The sequence below is a fragment of the Micromonospora sp. CA-249363 genome (assembly GCF_050950185.1).
Taxonomy (GTDB): Bacteria; Actinomycetota; Actinomycetes; order Mycobacteriales; family Micromonosporaceae; genus Micromonospora.
The window spans coordinates 4081800-4099669 of record NZ_CP192020.1; the positions used below are offsets into that span (position 1 = coordinate 4081800).

At 71.7% G+C, this 17870-nt stretch carries 15 protein-coding genes; 3 read left to right on the forward strand and 12 right to left on the reverse strand.

Annotated features, from left to right (window positions below; genetic code table 11):
- Nucleotides 1-98 precede the first annotated feature (98 nt).
- The 5 genes from ACQPZK_RS18650 to ACQPZK_RS18670 form a co-directional block, all read right to left on the reverse strand.
- Nucleotides 99-1826, reverse strand: coding sequence for an ABC transporter ATP-binding protein (locus ACQPZK_RS18650; protein ID WP_433534207.1), 1728 nt, complete (start codon nt 1824-1826; stop codon nt 99-101).
- A 76-nt stretch (nt 1827-1902) separates the two neighbouring features.
- Nucleotides 1903-2022, reverse strand: a complete 120-nt coding sequence (locus ACQPZK_RS18655; RefSeq protein WP_013734295.1) for a SapB/AmfS family lanthipeptide — start codon at nt 2020-2022, stop codon at nt 1903-1905.
- A gap of 5 nt (nt 2023-2027) precedes the next feature.
- Nucleotides 2028-4604 carry a class III lanthionine synthetase LanKC gene (gene lanKC, locus ACQPZK_RS18660; RefSeq protein ID WP_433534208.1) on the reverse strand — a complete coding sequence of 859 codons (2577 nt, stop codon included), beginning with the start codon at nt 4602-4604 and terminating at the stop codon, nt 2028-2030.
- 215 nt (nt 4605-4819) lie between these two features.
- A complete protein-coding gene (locus tag ACQPZK_RS18665; protein ID WP_433534209.1) occupies nt 4820-6274 on the reverse strand; it encodes an alkaline phosphatase PhoX in 1455 nt (484 codons plus the stop codon).
- 112 nt (nt 6275-6386) lie between these two features.
- The gene (locus ACQPZK_RS18670) at nt 6387-7103 is read right to left on the reverse strand and encodes a TetR/AcrR family transcriptional regulator (protein ID WP_433534210.1); all 717 of its coding nucleotides are present in this window, start codon (nt 7101-7103) and stop codon (nt 6387-6389) included.
- Between the two features lie 102 nt (nt 7104-7205).
- Between ACQPZK_RS18670 and ACQPZK_RS18675 the strand changes: the two genes are divergently transcribed.
- A complete protein-coding gene (locus ACQPZK_RS18675; RefSeq protein ID WP_433534211.1) occupies nt 7206-8189 on the forward strand; it encodes an NAD(P)-dependent alcohol dehydrogenase in 984 nt (327 codons plus the stop codon).
- Nucleotides 8190-8207: 18 nt separating this feature from the next.
- Here the strand turns inward: ACQPZK_RS18675 and ACQPZK_RS18680 are convergent, their stop codons facing one another.
- A complete protein-coding gene (locus ACQPZK_RS18680) occupies nt 8208-9311 on the reverse strand; it encodes a Gfo/Idh/MocA family protein (protein ID WP_433534212.1) in 1104 nt (367 codons plus the stop codon).
- On the reverse strand, nt 9281-9991 hold the full coding sequence (locus ACQPZK_RS18685; RefSeq protein ID WP_433534213.1) for a ThuA domain-containing protein: 711 nt from the start codon (nt 9989-9991) through the stop codon (nt 9281-9283). Before ACQPZK_RS18685 ends, ACQPZK_RS18680 begins: the two co-directional genes overlap by 31 nt.
- Nucleotides 9992-10162: 171 nt before the next feature.
- On the opposite strand from ACQPZK_RS18685, the gene ACQPZK_RS18690 reads away from it, so the two are divergent.
- Nucleotides 10163-12400: an ATP-binding protein gene (locus ACQPZK_RS18690; protein ID WP_433534214.1), complete on the forward strand. Its 2238-nt coding sequence runs from the start codon at nt 10163-10165 to the stop codon at nt 12398-12400.
- Between the two features lie 61 nt (nt 12401-12461).
- Here the strand turns inward: ACQPZK_RS18690 and ACQPZK_RS18695 are convergent, their stop codons facing one another.
- On the reverse strand, nt 12462-14279 hold the full coding sequence (locus tag ACQPZK_RS18695; protein ID WP_433534215.1) for a glycoside hydrolase family 15 protein: 1818 nt from the start codon (nt 14277-14279) through the stop codon (nt 12462-12464).
- Nucleotides 14280-14572: 293 nt separating this feature from the next.
- On the opposite strand from ACQPZK_RS18695, the gene ACQPZK_RS18700 reads away from it, so the two are divergent.
- On the forward strand, nt 14573-15031 hold the full coding sequence (locus tag ACQPZK_RS18700) for a peptidoglycan-binding domain-containing protein (RefSeq protein WP_433534216.1): 459 nt from the start codon (nt 14573-14575) through the stop codon (nt 15029-15031).
- A gap of 84 nt (nt 15032-15115) precedes the next feature.
- Here ACQPZK_RS18700 and ACQPZK_RS18705 read toward each other — a convergent pair whose 3' ends face one another.
- From ACQPZK_RS18705 to ACQPZK_RS18720, 4 genes are all read right to left on the reverse strand, one after another.
- Nucleotides 15116-16069 carry a cyclase family protein gene (locus tag ACQPZK_RS18705; RefSeq protein ID WP_433534217.1) on the reverse strand — a complete coding sequence of 318 codons (954 nt, stop codon included), beginning with the start codon at nt 16067-16069 and terminating at the stop codon, nt 15116-15118.
- 73 nt (nt 16070-16142) lie between these two features.
- Nucleotides 16143-17018, reverse strand: a complete 876-nt coding sequence (locus tag ACQPZK_RS18710) for an endonuclease/exonuclease/phosphatase family protein (protein WP_433534218.1) — start codon at nt 17016-17018, stop codon at nt 16143-16145.
- A gap of 181 nt (nt 17019-17199) precedes the next feature.
- Entirely contained in the window at nt 17200-17346 is a 147-nt protein-coding gene (locus ACQPZK_RS18715) for a hypothetical protein (protein WP_355048005.1), read from the reverse strand.
- Between the two features lie 40 nt (nt 17347-17386).
- The gene (locus ACQPZK_RS18720; RefSeq protein ID WP_433534219.1) at nt 17387-17770 is read right to left on the reverse strand and encodes a hypothetical protein; all 384 of its coding nucleotides are present in this window, start codon (nt 17768-17770) and stop codon (nt 17387-17389) included.
- Nucleotides 17771-17870: the final 100 nt, after the last annotated feature.

Consider the following 17870-nt stretch of genomic DNA (forward strand, 5'->3'; position numbering starts at 1 on the left):
CGGCAGCGCCTCGACGAGCGACCATCCGCAGAGCCGGGCAAGGTCACCCCGGCGGGACCGCAGCGCCCGCCAGGTCACCTGGCGTACGGTCGGCGGGGTCACGACCCACCGCCGTCCGGCGCGAAGACGGCCCGGTAGTCCGGGTCGGCCCAGAGTCGGCGGTGTGGCGCCAGCGCGCGCAGCCGACCGCCGTCCAGCCAGGCGACGAGGTCCGCGCCGGCGGCCGCCGCCGTCCGGTGGGTGACCACCAGTCGGGTCCACTCGCCCGAGCGCCCGAGGACCGCCTCGGTGATCCGGTGTTCGGTCGCGGTGTCCAGGCTGGACGTGGCGTCGTCCAGGATGAGCAGCCGTTCGGCGGCGAAAGCCCGGGCCAGACCGAGGCGTTGGGTCTCCCCACCGGAGAGCGGCGTGTCCACCAGAGGGGTGCGATAACCCTCGGGCAGCCGTTCGATCACGTCGGCGACCGCCGCCAGGCGGGCCGCCCGCAGAACCGCCGGGGTGGCCGGGCGCGCATCGGCCGGCGGCGTCGCGGCGGCGCCCGGCAGCGCCAGGCCGACCGCGTCGTGGACGGTCGCGCCGATCAGCACCGGCTGGTCGAAGGCGTAGCCGACGGCTCGGCGCAGCACCGACGCGTCGAGGTCACGCAGCGGTACGCCGTCGAGGAGCACCGCACCGTGGTCCGGGTCGTGCAGCCGTCCCGCCACGGCCGCGAGGGTCGACTTGCCGGCGCCGGACGCGCCGACGACGGCCACGGTCGCGCCCGCCGGTACGTCCAGGTCGATGCCGTCCAGGATGGGCCGGCCGTCGTCGCCGTACACGCGCACGCCCCGCAGTCGCAACGCGCCGCCGCCGGGCGGAAGGGGCCGGCAGCCGCTCGTCGCCGCGGGCTGTCGCAGCGGTTCGGCGATCCGCTGCGCCCCAGCGCGGCTGCGTACCAGGTGGTTGAGCGTGGCGAGGACCGCACCGAGCCCGGCGCCCAGGGCCGCGTACCGGACGGCGGCGACCAGTTCACCGGGCGTGAGCCAGCCGGCCGTCAGGGCGTACCCGCCGACCGCCACGACGCTCAGGTGCAGCAGCGGCGCCACGGCCGCGGTCCGCGCGCTCGCCCGGGCGAGCAGGTCCCACGTACGTCGGCCGTGGCGGCCCAGCTCCGGCAGAGCCGCCAGCACGCGGGCCTCTTCGCGGTGGACCGTGGCGGCGGCGGCGATGGTCCGCGCCCCGGTCAGCGACTCCAACAGTCGGCCGGCGATGACGCCGAGCACCCGTTGGTAGCCGGCGGTCGCGGTGGACGCGTCGGCCACGAAGGCGCGCATGAGCACGGCGAGCAGGCAGAGGCCGGCGAGCAGGGTGATCCCCAGGACCGGCTCCAGAAGGGCGAGCGCGACGACGCTGCCCAGTGGCGGCAGCACCGCCACGGCGGTCAGGACCACCGCGTTGCCGGCCTGTCCCGCGTCGGCGGCCTGGCCGACCAGGCGTCCGACGAGATCCCCCACCGGATACCGGCGGGTGGCGCGGACGTCCAGCGCGAACAGGTGGCGCAGCAGGTGGCGGCGTAGTCCGGCGGTGGCGCGTGCGGCGCCGAATCCGCTGGCCAGGTCGGTCAGGGCGTCGACGCAGACGAGGACGACGACCAGCCCGCAGGCGGCCACCGCCCACCAGATCGAGCCGGCGGTGAGGGCGGCGTCGACGGCGCGGCCCAGGGCCGCGGGAAGCAACAGTTCGGCGGCCGCGCCCAGGAGCGCGACCACCGCGAGCCCGGCGGTCCAACCTCCGCCGGCCAGGACCGTCCGCCGCAGTAGCCGGTCCCCCGCGTCGAACGTCGACATCGGTCCTCCCGGTGCTACGCGGTCGCCCTGGGTGGGCACGTCTACCCACCCAGGGCGATCACGTTGTTGCGACGGATCAGTTGCAGGTCGTGACGGAGAGCGAGCTGTCGCCGCAGAGCAGCAGGCTCGCCCGGCTACCGCCACCCGTGCGGTCGGCCGGAGCCATCTCCAGGCCCTGGAGGTCCAGAAGCGCCATGTCGTTCACCTCCCTTCCATTCCTTCGTCGATCCGGTCGCCCCCGCTGTCGCGGGGGAGTCTCTGCGCGCCCGGCAGGGGCGCGAGGAAGGGCAGCACCGGCGGGTCGTCGTCCCGCGCGCAGGTCAGCGCGTAGAGCACGCCGGCGGTGCCGGTGCCGAAGTCCATGGAGAGCCGGAGCAACTGCTCGCCGGGGAACGCCGTCCCCTCCCGGTACGGCAGCGCGTGCCAGGCCAGCCGGTCCACCTGGGCGTCGAGTTCGAGGCGGTCGCCGTCGTGGGCGGAGGCGGCGAGGTAGGCGATGACGCCCGCCCGGCCGGCGAAGAGACCGGACTGCGCGTAGAACGGTGACCGTGCCGCGCGGCGGATGCCCGCGCTGGCCTCGGCGAACCGGTCGTCGTCGCGGTGGCGCAGGTACTGATCGAGGACCAGTCCGATGCCGACGCTGCCGTGTGCCAGGTACGGCATGGTCCGCCAGCCCTCGTTGACCTCCAGGGCGCCGTCCGGGCGCAGCACGCACCGGCGCAGGTCCTGGCGCAACGCCGTGGCGGCGTGCCCCAGCAGGTCCTCGTCGCCGCTGAGCTCGTACAGCCGCAGCAGCATCAACGCCGGTCCGGTACGGCCGCGCAGCAGCCCGGCGTACGGGTGGCGGCCGCCGCTGATGTCCGGGCCGGGGTCGTCGGCCAGTTGCCCGATCACCCGCTCGGCGGCCCGCCAGGCGGCGTCGCGCAACGACACCTCCCCGGTACGGGCGGCCAGCTCGGCCAGGTTGAGCGCGATCCCGGACAGTCCGCTCGCCAGGCTGTGGTCGAGTCCGTCCAGTGGCTCGCGCAGGCAGATGTCGAGCACGTCCAGCGCGTCCTGGCGTCGTCCCAGGCTCTCCAGGGCGTGGGCGACACCGTGCAGGCCGTCGTAGAAGCCGCAGCGGGTGCCGGACGGGGGCGCGGTCGCCCGTCGTACCAGCCAGTCCTCGTGCTCGGGCCACCGTCCGACGCCGCTGGTGTGCAGTGCGTACAGCACTCCCGCCGCCCCGTGGGCGAGGTTGAGGCCGCCGCTGCGGAACTGCTCGATGTCGCCGGGGAAGAGCCGATCGTCGCGCGTGGGGGTGGCGCTGGCCAGGATCGCCGTCGCCAGCCGGTCCCGCGTGACGGACGCGTCGTGCGCGCCGGTCGCCCCGGGGCCGCCGGTGATCTCCTCGACCGCCGGGTCGAGGAAGGACCTCGGCACCGGAAAGTTGGCGGCGATGACGTCGGCCAGGTGCGCCGCCTTCGCCGGGGCGAGCCGCACGAGCTGGGTCAGGGGCAGGAACAACGCCAGTCGCAGGCACGCCAGGGCGTACGTGTCGACCGCCGGCCCGGTCCGGTCGCGGGGAGCCGCGAAGCCCTGGTTGCGCAGTCCTGGTCGGCGATGCCTGTCGATCGGGGCGGCCACCTCGAAGTCGACGAGGGCGACCCGGTCGTCCGGACGGATCATGATGTTGAACAGGTGCAGGTCTCCGTAGACCAGGCCGCGCTCGTGGATCGCCGCGATGAGGGCCTCGACCTGCTCGTGGACGTGCCGGGCCCAGCGGGCGTACGCCGCCCGATCCTCGTCGGTCGCGTCAGCGTCGATCAGCGGGTACCTGTCGACGAGCACCTTGTTCAAGGGTCGGCCCTCGATGAACTCCAGCGCGAGGAACCGGTGCTCGCCGAGGTCGAACTCGTCGTGCACCCGCGGCACCTGCGGCAGGTCGGCGAACTGCCGCAGGGCGTCGGCCTCCCGGGCCAGCCGGGCGACGGCGTCGACACCGTCAGCGTCCAGGCCGGCGTGCGGCCGGGCCTCCTTCAACACCACCTCGGTGTCGGTACGCAGGTCCCGGCCCACGTACAGACCACCGCCGTTGGAGAAGTGGATCACCCGTTCGATCCGGTACGGCACCTGGTCGGTGCTGGTTCCGCTGCGGGCCGCCAGGTGCGGGCCGAGGAAGTCGGGCAGGGTGACCCAGGACGGCACGTGGAAGACCGGGTCGCGGCGGTCCGGTACCAGCGTGCCGGAGTCGTCCTCGATCGCCGGCACCACCTGGCCGTCGGGCGAGTGGCAGTAGCGGGCGGCGAAGCCGCCGTAGCGCACGTGGATCGGGCCGGCGCCGTACCGGAGGTCGCTGAGGATGTACGGCCCGGACTCGCCGGCGAGCAGCTCGTCGAGCTCCTTGCAGACCAGCTCCAGCTCCGCGTCGTCGCGAGGGTAGACGGTGACGAACTTGCCGCTGGCGGCCCGGGAGGCGTACTTGGAGTTGCGCAGCAGGAGCGTGCGCGGCCCGCGGAGGAACTTGAAGGACAGGTCCCGGGGTACGCAGTAGTCCCAGATGGTGTCCAGCACCCGCTCGGCGTTCGTCAGACCCGCCGACACGTGGATCTTCCAGCCCTGCTGCGGCAGCGAGCCGCCGTCGGGGGCGTAGATCAGCCAGTCGTCGAGCGGCTCGCGGCGCCACCCGGCCGGAATCTCTCGCTCGGCGGCCGGAAAGACGGGCTGCGCGACGGCGCTGCCGAGCGAGTCGTAGAAGAGGCGATCCGCGGCGCAGTAGCTGTCGTAGCGTTCGTCCACTGTCCCGCCACCTCTCGATTCCGGCCGGCTGCTGTCGTCCGGCGTTGCATCGAGTCTCATCGACGGGCCGCGGTGGGCTCCAGTGCGCTTAGTCACTGACCGTGATGCGAGGTGCACACGAACTCGTGACAATAGTCAGGCACTGCCGAGGTTTGAAAAGACGGCAGGTGGGAAGCGGGCCGTCGCCCGATCCCCACCTGCCGTTGGGAACGTCGTCAGCCCAGGTACTTCTCCCACGGGCCGGTGATGGCCAGGGTCAGACCCGGGTCCTGCATGTTGACGAACAGCACCTTGCCGTCGGCGCTGAAGGTCGGCCCGCAGAACTCCGAGTCGTTGAGCTGGTTGCGGGCGATCGCGTACGTCGGCCCGCCCGGGATGGTGCTGAGCACGTGCGAGGCGCCCTTGCCGTCCTCGGCGAGCACCAGGCTCCCCCACGGGGTGACCGTCACGTTGTCCGGGCCGTCGAAGGTGATGTCGGTGTACCTGACCGGCGTCCCCTCCTCGGAGGCGGCCTGGTGCGGGAAGTACGTCACGAGCTGGATCGTCTGGTCCTTGAAGTTGTAGAACCAGACCATGCCGTCGTGCGGCGCCGCGTCGGCCGGCAGGTCGCCCTCGTCCCACGCGTAGGAGTTGACGACGTACACGCCCTCGTCGGTGCTCCACACGCCCTCGAACTTGCGGCCACGGGTGACCTGACCGTCGGCGAACTGCTCGCGGACGGAGGTGTGCCGCGCGTCGCGGTCCGGCACCTCGATCCACCGGACGGGGAACGGGCGGCCCAGCTGGGCGGAGGTCAGGTAGGCGACGTCCGGCAGCACGGACCCGTCGTCCATGATGATCTGCATGGCGGCGAGGACACCGGCGTCCGGCGCGAGGCGGGTCAGCACGCCGGGACCCAGCTTCACGCCGCGCGGCGCCGACCAGCGGTAGAAGAGGCCGTTGGGCTCGTCGGCGTCCTCGGAGAGGTAGACGTGGGTGCGGTCCTTGTCGATCGCCAGCGCCTCGTGGGAGTAGCGACCGAGACACTTGATCGGCCTCGGGTCCGCGCTGCCGTCGGCCCAGACCTCGAAGACGTACCCGTGGTCCTTGGCGTAGACGCCGGAGCGGTCGCCCTCGGTCCACCTGTCGCCGGCGCGGTCCTCGGTCTCCTCGCAGGTCAGCCAGGTGCCCCACGGCGTCGGGCCGCCGGCGCAGTTGGAGATGGTGCCGGAGAGCGCGACGAACTCGCCCAGGTTGCGGCCCGCGAGATCGGTCGTGATCACCGTGCAGCCGCCGGCGTCGACGGCACCGGGGTCGTAGACGGTGCCCTTGACGTGGGGTACGCCGAACTCGGCGCCCGGGTCGATCTCGTGGTTCTGGATGAGGGTGTAGCGGCCTCGTCCGGCGTCGTAGACGGCCATGCCGTCGTGGTCCGCCGGGGTCACGCCCTGACCACGATCGAGCCGGGTGACGCCGGTGCGGGTGACGATCGTGTAGCGGAAGCCCTGGGGCAGGGCCAGGATCCCCTTGGGGTCGTCCACCAGCGGCGGGAAGGGAACGCGACCACCCACGCCCGGCGAGTGCGGTCGGGCGGGGCTGGCCTGCGCCAGGGACGGCAGGCCACCGGCGACGGCGAGGCCGACACCGGCGGCGGCGCCGCTGGCGAGGAAGGTGCGACGGGAGGAAGGCACGCGGATCAGCTCCTGATCAAGACAGTGCGACGGCCGACAGCCAACTCCCGCCGGCAGACACCGAAGCGTCACCTGTGGGGTCGACCGGTGACATCGAGGTGAAGAAGCGGTGTCACCGGGGTCGTCGCGGCGACGTCCAGCCCTGCTCCTGCAGCCGTTCGATACCGTCCAGCAGCAGGTCGAGCGCGAACTCGAACTCGAACTGGTCATCGCAGCCCTGCCCCACGACCGACTCGTCGTCGTGGGATGCCGCCGTGGCGATCTCCGCCAGGTGTGGGAAGCGGGCGGCGAACTCCGGCGGCAGCGCCGCGGCGGGTTCGGGGCTGGTCGCTCCGGACCGACCGGCGCGACGGGAGTCGTCGAACAGTTCCTGACTGAAGCCCAGAACCCGGCTGCCCATCGTGTGCATGACGTGGTGCGCGAGGTTCGCGGTGAACCCGCCGGCCCTGAGGGTGCCGACCACCGAGTCGAGGTAGGCCAGGACGGCCGGCGTCGCCATGGTCCGCGATTCGATGGCCAGCGGCGCCCAGGGGTGCCGGCGCAGCACCGCCCGCGCCGAGAGGATGCGCCGGCGGATGGCGTCCTTCCAGGTGGTGTCGCGCTCGGGCGGGTCGATCTGGCCGACGATCACGTCGATCATGCCGTCGAGCAGTTCGTCCTTGTTGGCCACGTGCTTGTAGAGAGCCATCGGTACGACGCCCAGGTCCTGGGCGAGGTTGCGCATGCTGAGCGATTCGATGCCGGTCTCGTCGGCGAGCGCGACGGCCGCCCGCAGGATGCGGTCCCTGCTCAGCGGTGTGCGGCGCAGCGTCTCAGCCTGGTCGACCATCTCGTCCTCGTCCTGTCCGGCGGTTGTTGAACGATAACCACCTTGACAGGTGTACGGCGTACACCTACCGTCGGTGTACACCGTACACCTCAGGGAGGCGTGATGAAGGCGATCGTGCAGGAGCAGTACGGCGGCCCGGAAACCCTCGTTCTCAAGGACGTCACCGAACCGGTGCCCGGCCCGGACGACGTGCTCGTTCGGGTGCAGGCCGCCTCGCTCAACGCGTACGACTGGCATGCCATGCGCGGCGATCCCCGGATGGCGCGGTTGTCGATGGGGCTGGCGCGGCCTCGCGCGCGCATTCGCGGCCGGGACATCGCCGGCCGCGTCGAGGCCGTCGGGTCCGACGTACGCGACATCCGGGCGGGCGACGCGGTCTTCGGCGACCTCGGCGACGCGAACGGCGCGTTCGCCGAGTACGCGTGCGTGCCCCGGACGCAGGTCGCGTCCATGCCGGCGAATCTGACCCCCGAGCAGGCGGCGGCCCTGCCACTGGCCGGCATCACCGCGCTCATGGGTCTGTGCGACGTCGGGCGGGTCGAGCCCGGTCAGCGCCTGCTCGTCAACGGCGCCTCGGGCGGCGTCGGCACCCTCGCGGTGCAACTGGGCAAGGCGCTCGGCGCGACCGTGACCGCGGTGTGCAGCACCCGCAACGTCGACCTGGTCCGCTCCCTCGGCGCCGACGAGGTCATCGACTACCGCCGGGACGACTTCGCCGACGGCGCGCGCCGCCACGACGTCGTGCTCGACCTGGTCGGCAACCGCTCACTCACCGACCTGCGGCGGGCGCTGACACCGACCGGGACGCTGGTGCTCTCCGGCGGCGGCGTGTACGGCGGCGGCAGCCTCGTCGGGCCGGTGTGGCTGATCGCGCGCGGACGACTACTCGCGCCGCTGATCCGGCAGCGAGTCGTCACGCTCACCACGACGCCGAGCGGGCGACACCTCGACACGCTCCGCGCCCACGTCGAGGCCGGCCGCCTCACCCCGGTCGTCGACCGGACGTACCCGCTGCACGAGGTGCCCGACGCCATCCGGTACGTCGAGGGCGAGCACGCGCGGGCCAAGGTCGTCATCACCATCTGACGTCCGCCGGCCGACCCGTCAGCGTCCCTTCCACTCCGATGCCGGGGTGAGCGGCACCGGCACGGGACGCCGCGCCTTCGTCGTCAGCTCGATCCGCCGGCCCTGCGCCGCCGACTCCAGCAGCGCGGTCATCGTCTCGAGGACGTGCAACGCGACGTCGCCGCCGGCGCGGGGGGCACGCTGGCCGTCGGCCAGGACGAAGTCGAGCAGGCCGATGCCCCGACCGCTCTCGACGTACCCGGCGCGCGCCGGGAGGGCATGCCACTCGGCGCCACCGAGCGGGAAGTGGCGGACCTCGCCGTCGAAGTAGTTCGGGTCCGGTACGGCGAGCGTGCCGGTCTCCCCGTGGACCTCGATGGGCGCGGCCGTCGTCGCGGTGCCGTCGAAGCTCGTGGTGATGGTGGACAGGGCGCCGTCGACGTGTTCGAGGACGCCGGTGACGTGGGTGTCCACCTTCACCGGGATCCGCTCGCCGGCGCGTGGCCCCGAGCCGATGACCCGCTCGGAGCGCAGCCGGCTGGCGGCCCCGACCACCGCGCGGACCGGCCCGAGCAGGTGCACGAGGGCCGAGATGTAGTACGGCCCCATGTCGAACAGGGGGCCGCCGCCCGGGGTGTAGTAGAAGTCGGGGTGCGGGTGCCACCGCTCGTGGCCGGCTGTGACCATGACGGCCGTCGCGGACATCGGGCGGCCGATCAGTCCGTCGTCGATCGCGGCGCGCGCCGTCTGCGTGCCCGTACCCAGGACGGTGTCCGGGGCGCATCCGACGTGGACGCCCGCCGAGGCGGCCCGCTCGATGATGGACCGACCGTCCGGGAACGTCACGGCGAGCGGCTTCTCGACGTACACGTTCTTGCCGGCGTCGATCGCGGCGCGGGAGATGTCGGCGTGCGCCGCGGGGATCGTGAGGTTGAGCACCGTGTCCACGTCCGGGTGGGCGAGCAGGCGGTCGACGCTCATCGCCTCGCTGCCGGGGACGGTGGCCGCCGCCGCGGCCGACCGGGACGCGTCGAGGTCGGCCAGCGCGACGACGCGCACCGCGGGGTGCTGCGCGAGGGTGTCCAGGTACGCGCGGGAGATGACCCCGAGACCTACGATGCCGACGCCGTGCGGGTCGCCCACACCATCCCCCTCTCGATGACGGTACGCACGGCCGGGTGCTCCAGCACGTCGAGGCTGTGGCCCGGAGTCGTCACGACGACGCGGCCCGCGCCCCAGCGTCGGGTCCAGATCGCCGGCGAGGTGACCGGCCGGTGCCACGGATGCCACTCCCGCGTGGGGTGGGTGGTGACGGCCAGGACGTCGATGAGGTCGTCGTGCAGCACCCAGTACTGCTCGGTGACCAGGTCGAAGTCCTCGATCCCGGCGGTGACCGGGTGCTCCCGGCCGAGGTCGGTGACGCGCACGGTGTGCGGCAGGAAGTTGTCCTCCTCGCCGCCGTGCCGCTCGCACGGCTCCTTGCCCGGGTGGGTGGCGAACTGACCACCCACCAGGTGCAGGTACTCCGACGACGCGCGGAACGCGTCCACGACGCCGCCGTGCCAGCCGGTGAAGCCCGTGCCGGCGACGACCGCCGCGGCGAGTCCGGCCACCTGGGCCGAGGTGATCTCCGACATCGTCATGCACTGCACGATCAGGTCGGTGCCGGCCATCTCGTCGGCGTCGGCGTAGATCTCCGTCGACTCCTCGACCCGGACCGCGTAGCCGTTCCGTTCGAGGATGGGGATGAACAACTCGGTGGCCTTGACCGGCTGGTGCCCCTCCCATCCGCCTCGGACCACCAGTGCTCTCGGCTGCGTCACCGTCGCTCCTTCCACCGTCCGTCGCCACCGGGCCGGCCGCTGCCGCCCCGGCGTTTGTCGGGCATCGAAACCGTACCCGTGAAGCGGTGCGGCGGCACGGCGCGGAGCGTGCCGGATCGTACGTCGGATGGCCGATTGTCCACGTTCAGCGCCGTCGATACGGTGAGTCCCGTGTTCGGGGAGGCCGTGCAGGAACTTCGGCGCAGCAGCGCGTTGACCCAGGAGGATCTGGCCGCGAAGACCGGGTTGTCCGTCCGGCATCTGCGGGACCTGGAGGCGGGACGGATCGCCCGGCCGCGTCCGGCGACGATGCTGCTGCTCGCCGACGCCTTCGGTCTGCACGGGTCGCGGCGGGACCGCTTCCTCGCCGGGGCGCCCAACCCGCCCCCGTCGAGCGGCATTCCGGCGCAGCTACCGGCGGACGGCTTCGGTTTCGTGGGCCGCGACGGCGCGCTGGCCCGCCTGGACGGGATCCTGGCCGGGTCGGTGGACCAGCCGACCGCGATGGGCCTCGCGATCGTCTCCGGTACCGCCGGCGTGGGCAAGACCACGATCGCGGTGCACTGGGCGCACCGCGTCGCCGCGCACTTTCCCGACGGCCAGCTCTACGTCAACCTGCGCGGCTTCGACCCGGGCGGTGTCCCGCTCAACCCGAGCACGGCGCTCGCCGGCTTCGTCAACGCCCTCGCGGGGCCGGCGGCCCGTCCGCCGACCGGGCTGGACGAGCAGGTCGCCCGGTACCGGAGCCTGCTGGCCGGGCGACGGGTACTCGTCGTGCTGGACAATGCCGGCGACGCCGAGCAGGTACGCCCGCTGCTGCCGGGAGCGCCGGGCTGCTTCGTTCTCGTCACCAGCCGCCACCAGTTCCTGGGCCTGGTCAGCGTGAACGGCGCCCATCCGGTCACCCTGGACGTCATGTCCGGGGCCGAGTCCCGTGAGCTGCTGACCCGACGCCTCGGCGCGGAACGGATGACCGCCGAACCCGAGGCCGTCGACGCCATCGTCGGCGCGTCCGCCGGCCTGCCGCTGGCGCTGTCGGTCGTGGCCGCCCGGGCGGCGATCCACAGTGGGTTCCGGTTGACGGACCTGGCGGCGCACCTGCGCCCGGAGACCGGTCGCCTCGACGCCTTCGACGGCGGTGAACCCGTCACCGACCTACGGCTGGTCATGTCCTGGTCGTACCGGACGCTCGACGCGGCCACCGCCCGCCTGTTCCGGCTGCTGAGCGTGCATCCCGGTCCGGACTTCGCCGTCGCGGCGGCGGCCAGCCTCGCCGGGGTCACGCCCGCGCAGGCCCACCGCCACCTGACCGAGCTGACCCGGGCGCACCTGCTCAGCGAGCACCGGCCAGGCCGGTTCACGTACCACGACCTGCTGCGCGCGTACGCCGCCGAGCTGACGGCGATCGAGGACGGCGAGGCGGAGCGTCACGCGGCCCGCAGCCGCCTGCTCGACCACTACCTCAGCGTCGCGTACGCCGCCGACGAGCTGCTCTACCCGCAGCGGGACCGGCTGCCGATCGACCCGCCCGGTCCCGGGGTCGCGCCGGTGCCGCTGGCCGACCGGGAAGCGGCCCTGGCGTGGTTCACCGACGAGCACCCGGTGCTGCTCTCGGCGCTGCGACTGGCGACCGACCACGGCTTCGACCGCCTCACGTGTCACCTCGCCTGGGCGATCACCACCTACCTCAACCAGGGCGGCTACTTCCAGGACTGGATCGGCAGCCTGCGGGCGGCGTTGTCGGCGGCCCTCCGGCTGGCCGACGACCGGGCCGAGGCGTACGCCCACGGGGTGCTCGGCTTCGCCGACATCGCGCTGCACGAGTACGCCGACGCGCGAGGCCACCTGGAGCTGGCGTACGAGCGGTACCGGCGGCTGGGTGACCTCGCCGGTCAGGCGCGTGTCGAGCTGAACCTCGGGTGGATCCGCGACCGGACGGGCGAGCCGGAGCTGGCCCTCGGCCACGCCCGGGAGGCGCTGCGGCTGCACCGGCAGGCCGGCCACGTCACCGGCCAGGCGTTCGCGCTGAACGCGGTGGGCTGGTCCCAGGGGCAGCTCGGCGACCACCACGCCGCGATCGAGAGCTGCGAGCAGGCGCTGGCCCTGTTCACGTCGGTGGAGAACGTGCTCGGCCAGGCGATCACCTGGGCCAGTCTCGGACAGTCGCACCTTCAGCTCGACGCGTTCACGGACGCGGTCACCTGCTACGGACACGCCGTCCGCCTGCGGCACGAGATCGGTCACCGCCGGTTGGAGGCGGACGCGCTGGTGAGCCTCGGCGACGCCCACCTGGCCGCCGGGAACGGCACGGCGGCCCGCCTCGCGTGGCAGCAGGCGCGGGACATCCTCGTCGCGCTCGGCGAGGACGACACCGCCGCGCTCGACGCCAAAATCTCGTCAGCGCGCTAGTGCTCCGACTTCTTCTCGGCCCGTCGACAGCACTCCCCGATCGGCACGGCCGCCGCTGGGTCTAGCTCCCGGGCGTGTCGAGGAGCCGGTCGAGAGTCAGCGCTGTGTTGATCAGAGACAGGTGGCTGAACGCCTGCGGATAGTTGCCGATCTGTTCCCCGGACGGGGCGATCTCTTCGCTGTACAGCCCGAGAGGACTGCTGTAGGTCAGCATCTTCTCGAAGGTCAGCCGTGCGTCGTCGAGGCGTCCGGAGCGTGCCAGCGCATCGATGTACCAGAACGTGCACATGCTGAAGGTGCCCTCGGCGCCGGGTAGTCCGTCCGGCGCGGTCCGGGGGTCGTAGCGGTAGACAAGGCTGTCGGACACGAGGTCGTTGTCAATCGCTCTCAGGGTGCCCTGCCACAGCGGGTCAGCGGGGGTGATGAAGCCGAGGGCCGGCATGGTGAGCAGGGACGCGTCGAGGACGTCAGAACCGTAGTGCTGGACGAAGGACTGCCTGCCATGGTGGTAGCCGCGGCGGATGATCTGCTGGTAGATCGCGTCGCGGTTACGGATCCACCGGTGGGTGTCCGCGGGACGGCCGAGGCGTGCGGCGAGACGGATCGCGCGGTCGAATGCGACCCAGCACATCATGCGGCTGTAGGTGTGGTCGCGACGGCTTGCCCGCACTTCCCAGATGCCGTCGTCGGGTTGGTCCCAGTGATCGCTGAGCCAGTCGACGAGAGCGGCGAGGTTCTGCCAAGCGTGGTGGGTGATGCCGAGGTTGCGGCGGCTCCCGTAGTGGAAGGCCTCCAGAATGGCGCCGTACATGTCGAGTTGCAGTTGCCCGGCCGCGCCGTTCCCGATCCGTACGGGCGAGGAATCCTGGTAGCCGGCCCAGTGCTCCAGGGTCTCTTCCTGGAGGTCGCTGGATCCGTCGATCCGATACATGATCTGCAACGGGCTCGCGTTGTCCGCGGCCTCCCGGACACGGTCCTGCAGCCAGCGGGCGGCGCCTACCGCCTCCTGTGTGAATCCGAGTCGCATGAGTGCGAGCACGGACAGGGATGCGTCGCGGACCCAGCTGTAGCGGTAGTCCCAATTCCGCGTCCCGCCGATTCTCTCGGGCAGCCCAGCAGTGGGAGCCGCGATGACGGCGCCCGTCGGCGCATAGGTCAGCAGCTTCAACGTCATCGCCGAGCGCTGCACCGTCTCCCGCCATCTGCCGCGGTAGGGCGAATGGTCCAGCCACGACCGCCAGAAGTCCTGCGTCTGTCGCTTCAGGTCGAAAACTTCGGCAAGGCCGTACGCCCGTGGGATGCCCGCTTCGCCGGTCTCCAGCACCACACCGCCGGACTGGCCCTCGGTCAGCTCGAGGGTGACCTGAGAGTCCCGCCCGTCGCGTTCGACATGTCGATCGGTGAGGAGTCCCGCTCCCGCCCGGATCATGTGTACGGTCAGCGTCGCTGCTCGGCTGCGGTAGACGGTGCCGTCCGGGTAGGGCTGTACTTCATGGCTGTCTCGTCCGTAGTTGAAACGGGGCTGGCATTGGACGCGGAATGTCATCGCACCGCGGACCACGCGAAGCAGCCGGACGAGACGATGCCGGTCGGTGGCCTCGCCGCCTGCGACCGGCATGAAGTCGAGAACCTCACCGACACCTCGATCGCTGAGGAAACGGGTGATCAGTACCGGCGTCCCCGGCAGGTAGAGCTGCTTGCAGACGATGTCGGCGCCGTCGGGGCGAATAGTGAAGGTGCCACCACGCTCCGGGTCGAGCAGGGACGCGAAGATGCTGGGTGAATCGAAGCGCGGCGCGCAGAACCAGGTAACGGCGCCGTCGTGCGCGATGAGAGCCGCCGTCTGCAGGTCACCGACCAACCCGTGCTCCTCCACCATGGGAAAGCCACTTCTCATCTTCCACCCCTTCTGACGCTGGCCTCCGAATTACCTCAACGCATCGCCGCGAGGTCAGGAGACGCCTCGTGCCACCGGAGTGACGTCGTGCGCCGCACACACGGCGACCCCTCGATGGGCGACCACGCCGCGCAGCAGTCGATCGGCCCCAAGTGCCGGTCAATCTCCGGTCCGGCTCCTGTTCGCCGCCCGGCGGTGGACGAAACGATGGTGAGGCAAGCCGCTCGTCGCATCGATGCGCATGCGGCGACTCTCACCTCGACCTGGGGGGTTCCATGCTCCGACGTCTCCAACGCCTCGGCCTGACCGCGCTTCTCGCCGTCACGACCGCAGGCGGCGCGGTGGCGATCTCGTCACCCGCACAGGCCGCCCTGCCGCACTGCAACGGCGCGGGCGTCTACACCTCGACCTGGTCCGGCGCGCGGGGCGCGACGGCCTGGATCCCGGCGTACGTCTCCAGCACCATCAACTTCAACTGTTTGCTGACCCGGGGCGACCACAGCTCCGGGGTCGGTGAGCTGCAACGGACGTTGCAGGGCATCTACGGCAGGTACCTGGGCCCCAACGGAGTCGACAACGACTTCGGCGGTTACACCTACAACGCGTTGCGCAGCACCCAGGCCGACCTCGGCATCTCCGTCGACGGCGAGTACGGGCCGCAGACCCGTGACCACCTGTGCTGGCGGTGGACGGGCAGCGACAACTCCTGTATCTGGCTGAACAACAATCACTGAGTACGCGCGGGGCACGCGTCACATCGGGGGTGTTCGGCCAACGACCGTCCCGGCTTCGGCCGGGGCGGTCGTCCCGCGTACCGGTCAGAAGGTGGCGATCGGGTTGACCGGGCTGCCGGAGGTGCCGGCGAGGCGCACCGGCGCGACGGCGAGCTGGAAGTCCCACTGGCCCAGCTCGGCGGCCGTCGTCGCGCACGCCTCCAGGTCGCAGTTGTCCAGCAGCCACAGACCCATCGCGACGAGAGCGACGGCGTGCACGGGCATCAGCACGTCGTCGTACCCCGAGGGTTGGACGTCCTGCGGGGAGTCGGCGGCGATCAGCGCGACGCCGCGCTCGTGGAGCCACGGCAGGCAGGACGCGTGCCAGCCGGTCTGCGCGAAACCGCTGGCCGCGCGGCCCTCGCGCCGGAAGCGCCCGTGGCCGGTCCGCAGGAGCACCGCGTCGCCGGCACCCACCCGTACGCCCTGGCGGCGCTCGGCCTCCTCGAGGTCGTCGGGATACACGCCCTGCCCCGGTTCGAACCACGCGACGTCCCGGGCCCGGGCGACGTCCAGCAGGACGCCGCGGGTGACGATGCCGTCCGCCGCCGCCGTGACGGCCGCCCACGCCGAGCCTGTCGCCTCGTCGACCAACGCGTGCGACCGCCCGTTGTACATGAGGCCGTCCCAGAAGAGGTGGCACGGCGAGTCGAGGTGGGTGACGGTGTTGCCGTGGAACATGATTCCCAGCCGCTCGGACGAGAAGCCCCAGCGCCGGTCGGCGTGGAAGGCCGCCGGCATGTTCTCCGCGCCCGGCATGTCGACGGCGTACGGGCAGGTCGTCGTCGACCGCTCCATCTCCGCCGGTACGGCGACCTCCCACGCGCAGGACACACTCCTGCCGTGGCGTACGGCCCGCGCCGCCGCGAGCCGCACGTCGTCGGTGATGTGGTTCAGCGTGCCGCGCTCGTCGTCGTCGCCCCACCGGCCCCAGTTCGACAGCTTCTCGAAGTACCCGAGCACGTCCTCCTGGGTCGGGTTGACCCGCCCTGCCGTCATCGCTTCGGCTCCTTCACCACGCCGTCGGGGCACCACGGGCAGGGTATCCCGTTGGCCGGGGTGAGCCGACGCGTCAGCTCTGGATGGTGAACGTGGCGACGACGCCGTTGTGGTCGGACGCGGTGCCGCCGACGATGTCGTAGCCGGTCATCCACATGAGCTGGTACTCGGGCAGCCGCTTCCAGAAGTAGATGTAGTCGATGTGCCGGTTGCCGTGCGTGCCGGTGCCCTTCTCGCCGTACAGGTTGTAGATGGAGCGCAGGTTGGGCAGCTCGTTGGCCTCGAAGACCCGCCACGGGAACTTCGCGTACCCGTAGCCGCGGTCGGCGCTGAAGTCGACGTTGAGGTCACCACTGACGATGACCTGACCCTCGCGCTGCTTGTCGACCGCCAGGTCCTTGAGGCCCTGGAACTGCGCCTCGGCGCACCGGGTGCGCGGCAGGTCCTCGGGCCGGCCGGCGTCCTCGATGCCGGCCACCGCGTGGGCGTTGATCTGTGTGACGGTGCGCCCGCTGGCCTTGTGGCGGTACGTGACCCAGTTGTTGTACCGCGCGGGCGGCACCTCGCCCGGGCCGTTGGTGTCACACACGAAGATCGAGCCCTTGTCCCGTACGTCGAACATGCTCCTGCGGGCGATCAGCGCCTCGCCGGCCTGGTTGGTGCCGCCCGGCGCGTACAACCACCACCCGTTGTCGGCGGCCCAGCTCTCCAGGAAGTCCTTGCGGTTGCCGACCTCGTTGAGACCGACGAGGTCCGCCCGGGACGCGATCAGGTTCAGGTCGTGCGCGAAGTCGGCCTGGCTCAACCCGTTGTAGATGTTCAGCGTCGCCGCCCGGAAGGCCGTGGTCGCGGCGGCCGCCGGTGTGGCCGGCAGCAGAGCCGCCACCAGCGCGACGGCGGCTGCGAGAGCACCGAGGGCTCGGGCTGGCCGGCGTGTTGTCGTCGACATCTACTCCCCTTCGCACACCTGCGGACCGCCGTCGGCGACCGTCGGCGCACTCTATCGATCTCAGTCGACGTGACGCCGAACAGCGGGGAACGAGGACGCGACGGATCGGCTCCGGCCGCTCTGACCATCGGTGGCCGGGAACGCCTCGCGCTCCCGGCCACCGGAGGTCAACCACGCAGGATCAGTTGGTGATCACCGGCCAGGCGTAGGCCAGCAGCGCGCAGGCGGCGCCGAGCAGCGCGAACGAGATGCCGCGGGTGGGCAGGGGCAGGGCCGCGAGCACGATCAGGATGACGGCGATGATGTACAGAAATGCCTGGGCGGACATAAGGGTCTCCTCATTCAGGGGGTTTGAGCAGGGAAAACGATCAGCCGTCCGGGGTGAAGAGCCCTTGCACGCCGACGACGATCGCGATCAGGCCGAAGATCGCGAGCAACAGGCGGACTCCGGTCGCGGCGTCCGACCGCTCGGCCCGTGCCGCGGGACGACCGGTCAGCCGGTCCCACAACAGGGCCAGCCCGACACCGATGCCGACGACCTCGAAGTGGAAAACCCGAGGGCCGGACACCAGGTGGACGATCAGGTAGTAGCCACCGGTCACGAGCGCCACGAGCCCGACCACCCACGCGATCGGCGCGGCCCGAGCCGCGAGGCGGCCCAGGTCGTCACCGACACGTGGCAGCAACCGCAGCACCGCCACGGCGAGCAGGAAACCGCCGACGATGTTGGCGAGGTCGAGCAGCAAAGCCATGATCACGAGGGTCTCCGTCGATCGGACGATCAGCCGGCGGGCAGATACCCACCGACCTGTCCGGTTGAAACGACATCCGGCGGTCGACCTCGGACGGCTT

What these genes read in the sequence shown, in the direction of transcription:
- ACQPZK_RS18650 (WP_433534207.1), bottom strand. Translation starts at nt 1,826, where the DNA reads ATGTCGACGTTCGACGCGGGGGACCGGCTACTGCGGCGGACGGTCCTG.
- ACQPZK_RS18715 (WP_355048005.1), bottom strand. Translation starts at nt 17,346, where the DNA reads ATGTCCGCCCAGGCATTTCTGTACATCATCGCCGTCATCCTGATCGTG.
- ACQPZK_RS18720 (WP_433534219.1), bottom strand. Translation starts at nt 17,770, where the DNA reads ATGGCTTTGCTGCTCGACCTCGCCAACATCGTCGGCGGTTTCCTGCTC.
- ACQPZK_RS18700 (WP_433534216.1), top strand. Translation starts at nt 14,573, where the DNA reads ATGCTCCGACGTCTCCAACGCCTCGGCCTGACCGCGCTTCTCGCCGTC.
- ACQPZK_RS18675 (WP_433534211.1), top strand. Translation starts at nt 7,206, where the DNA reads ATGAAGGCGATCGTGCAGGAGCAGTACGGCGGCCCGGAAACCCTCGTT.
- ACQPZK_RS18710 (WP_433534218.1), bottom strand. Translation starts at nt 17,018, where the DNA reads ATGTCGACGACAACACGCCGGCCAGCCCGAGCCCTCGGTGCTCTCGCA.
- ACQPZK_RS18655 (WP_013734295.1), bottom strand. Translation starts at nt 2,022, where the DNA reads ATGGCGCTTCTGGACCTCCAGGGCCTGGAGATGGCTCCGGCCGACCGC.
- ACQPZK_RS18705 (WP_433534217.1), bottom strand. Translation starts at nt 16,069, where the DNA reads ATGACGGCAGGGCGGGTCAACCCGACCCAGGAGGACGTGCTCGGGTAC.
- ACQPZK_RS18670 (WP_433534210.1), bottom strand. Translation starts at nt 7,103, where the DNA reads ATGGTCGACCAGGCTGAGACGCTGCGCCGCACACCGCTGAGCAGGGAC.
- ACQPZK_RS18695 (WP_433534215.1), bottom strand. Translation starts at nt 14,279, where the DNA reads ATGGTGGAGGAGCACGGGTTGGTCGGTGACCTGCAGACGGCGGCTCTC.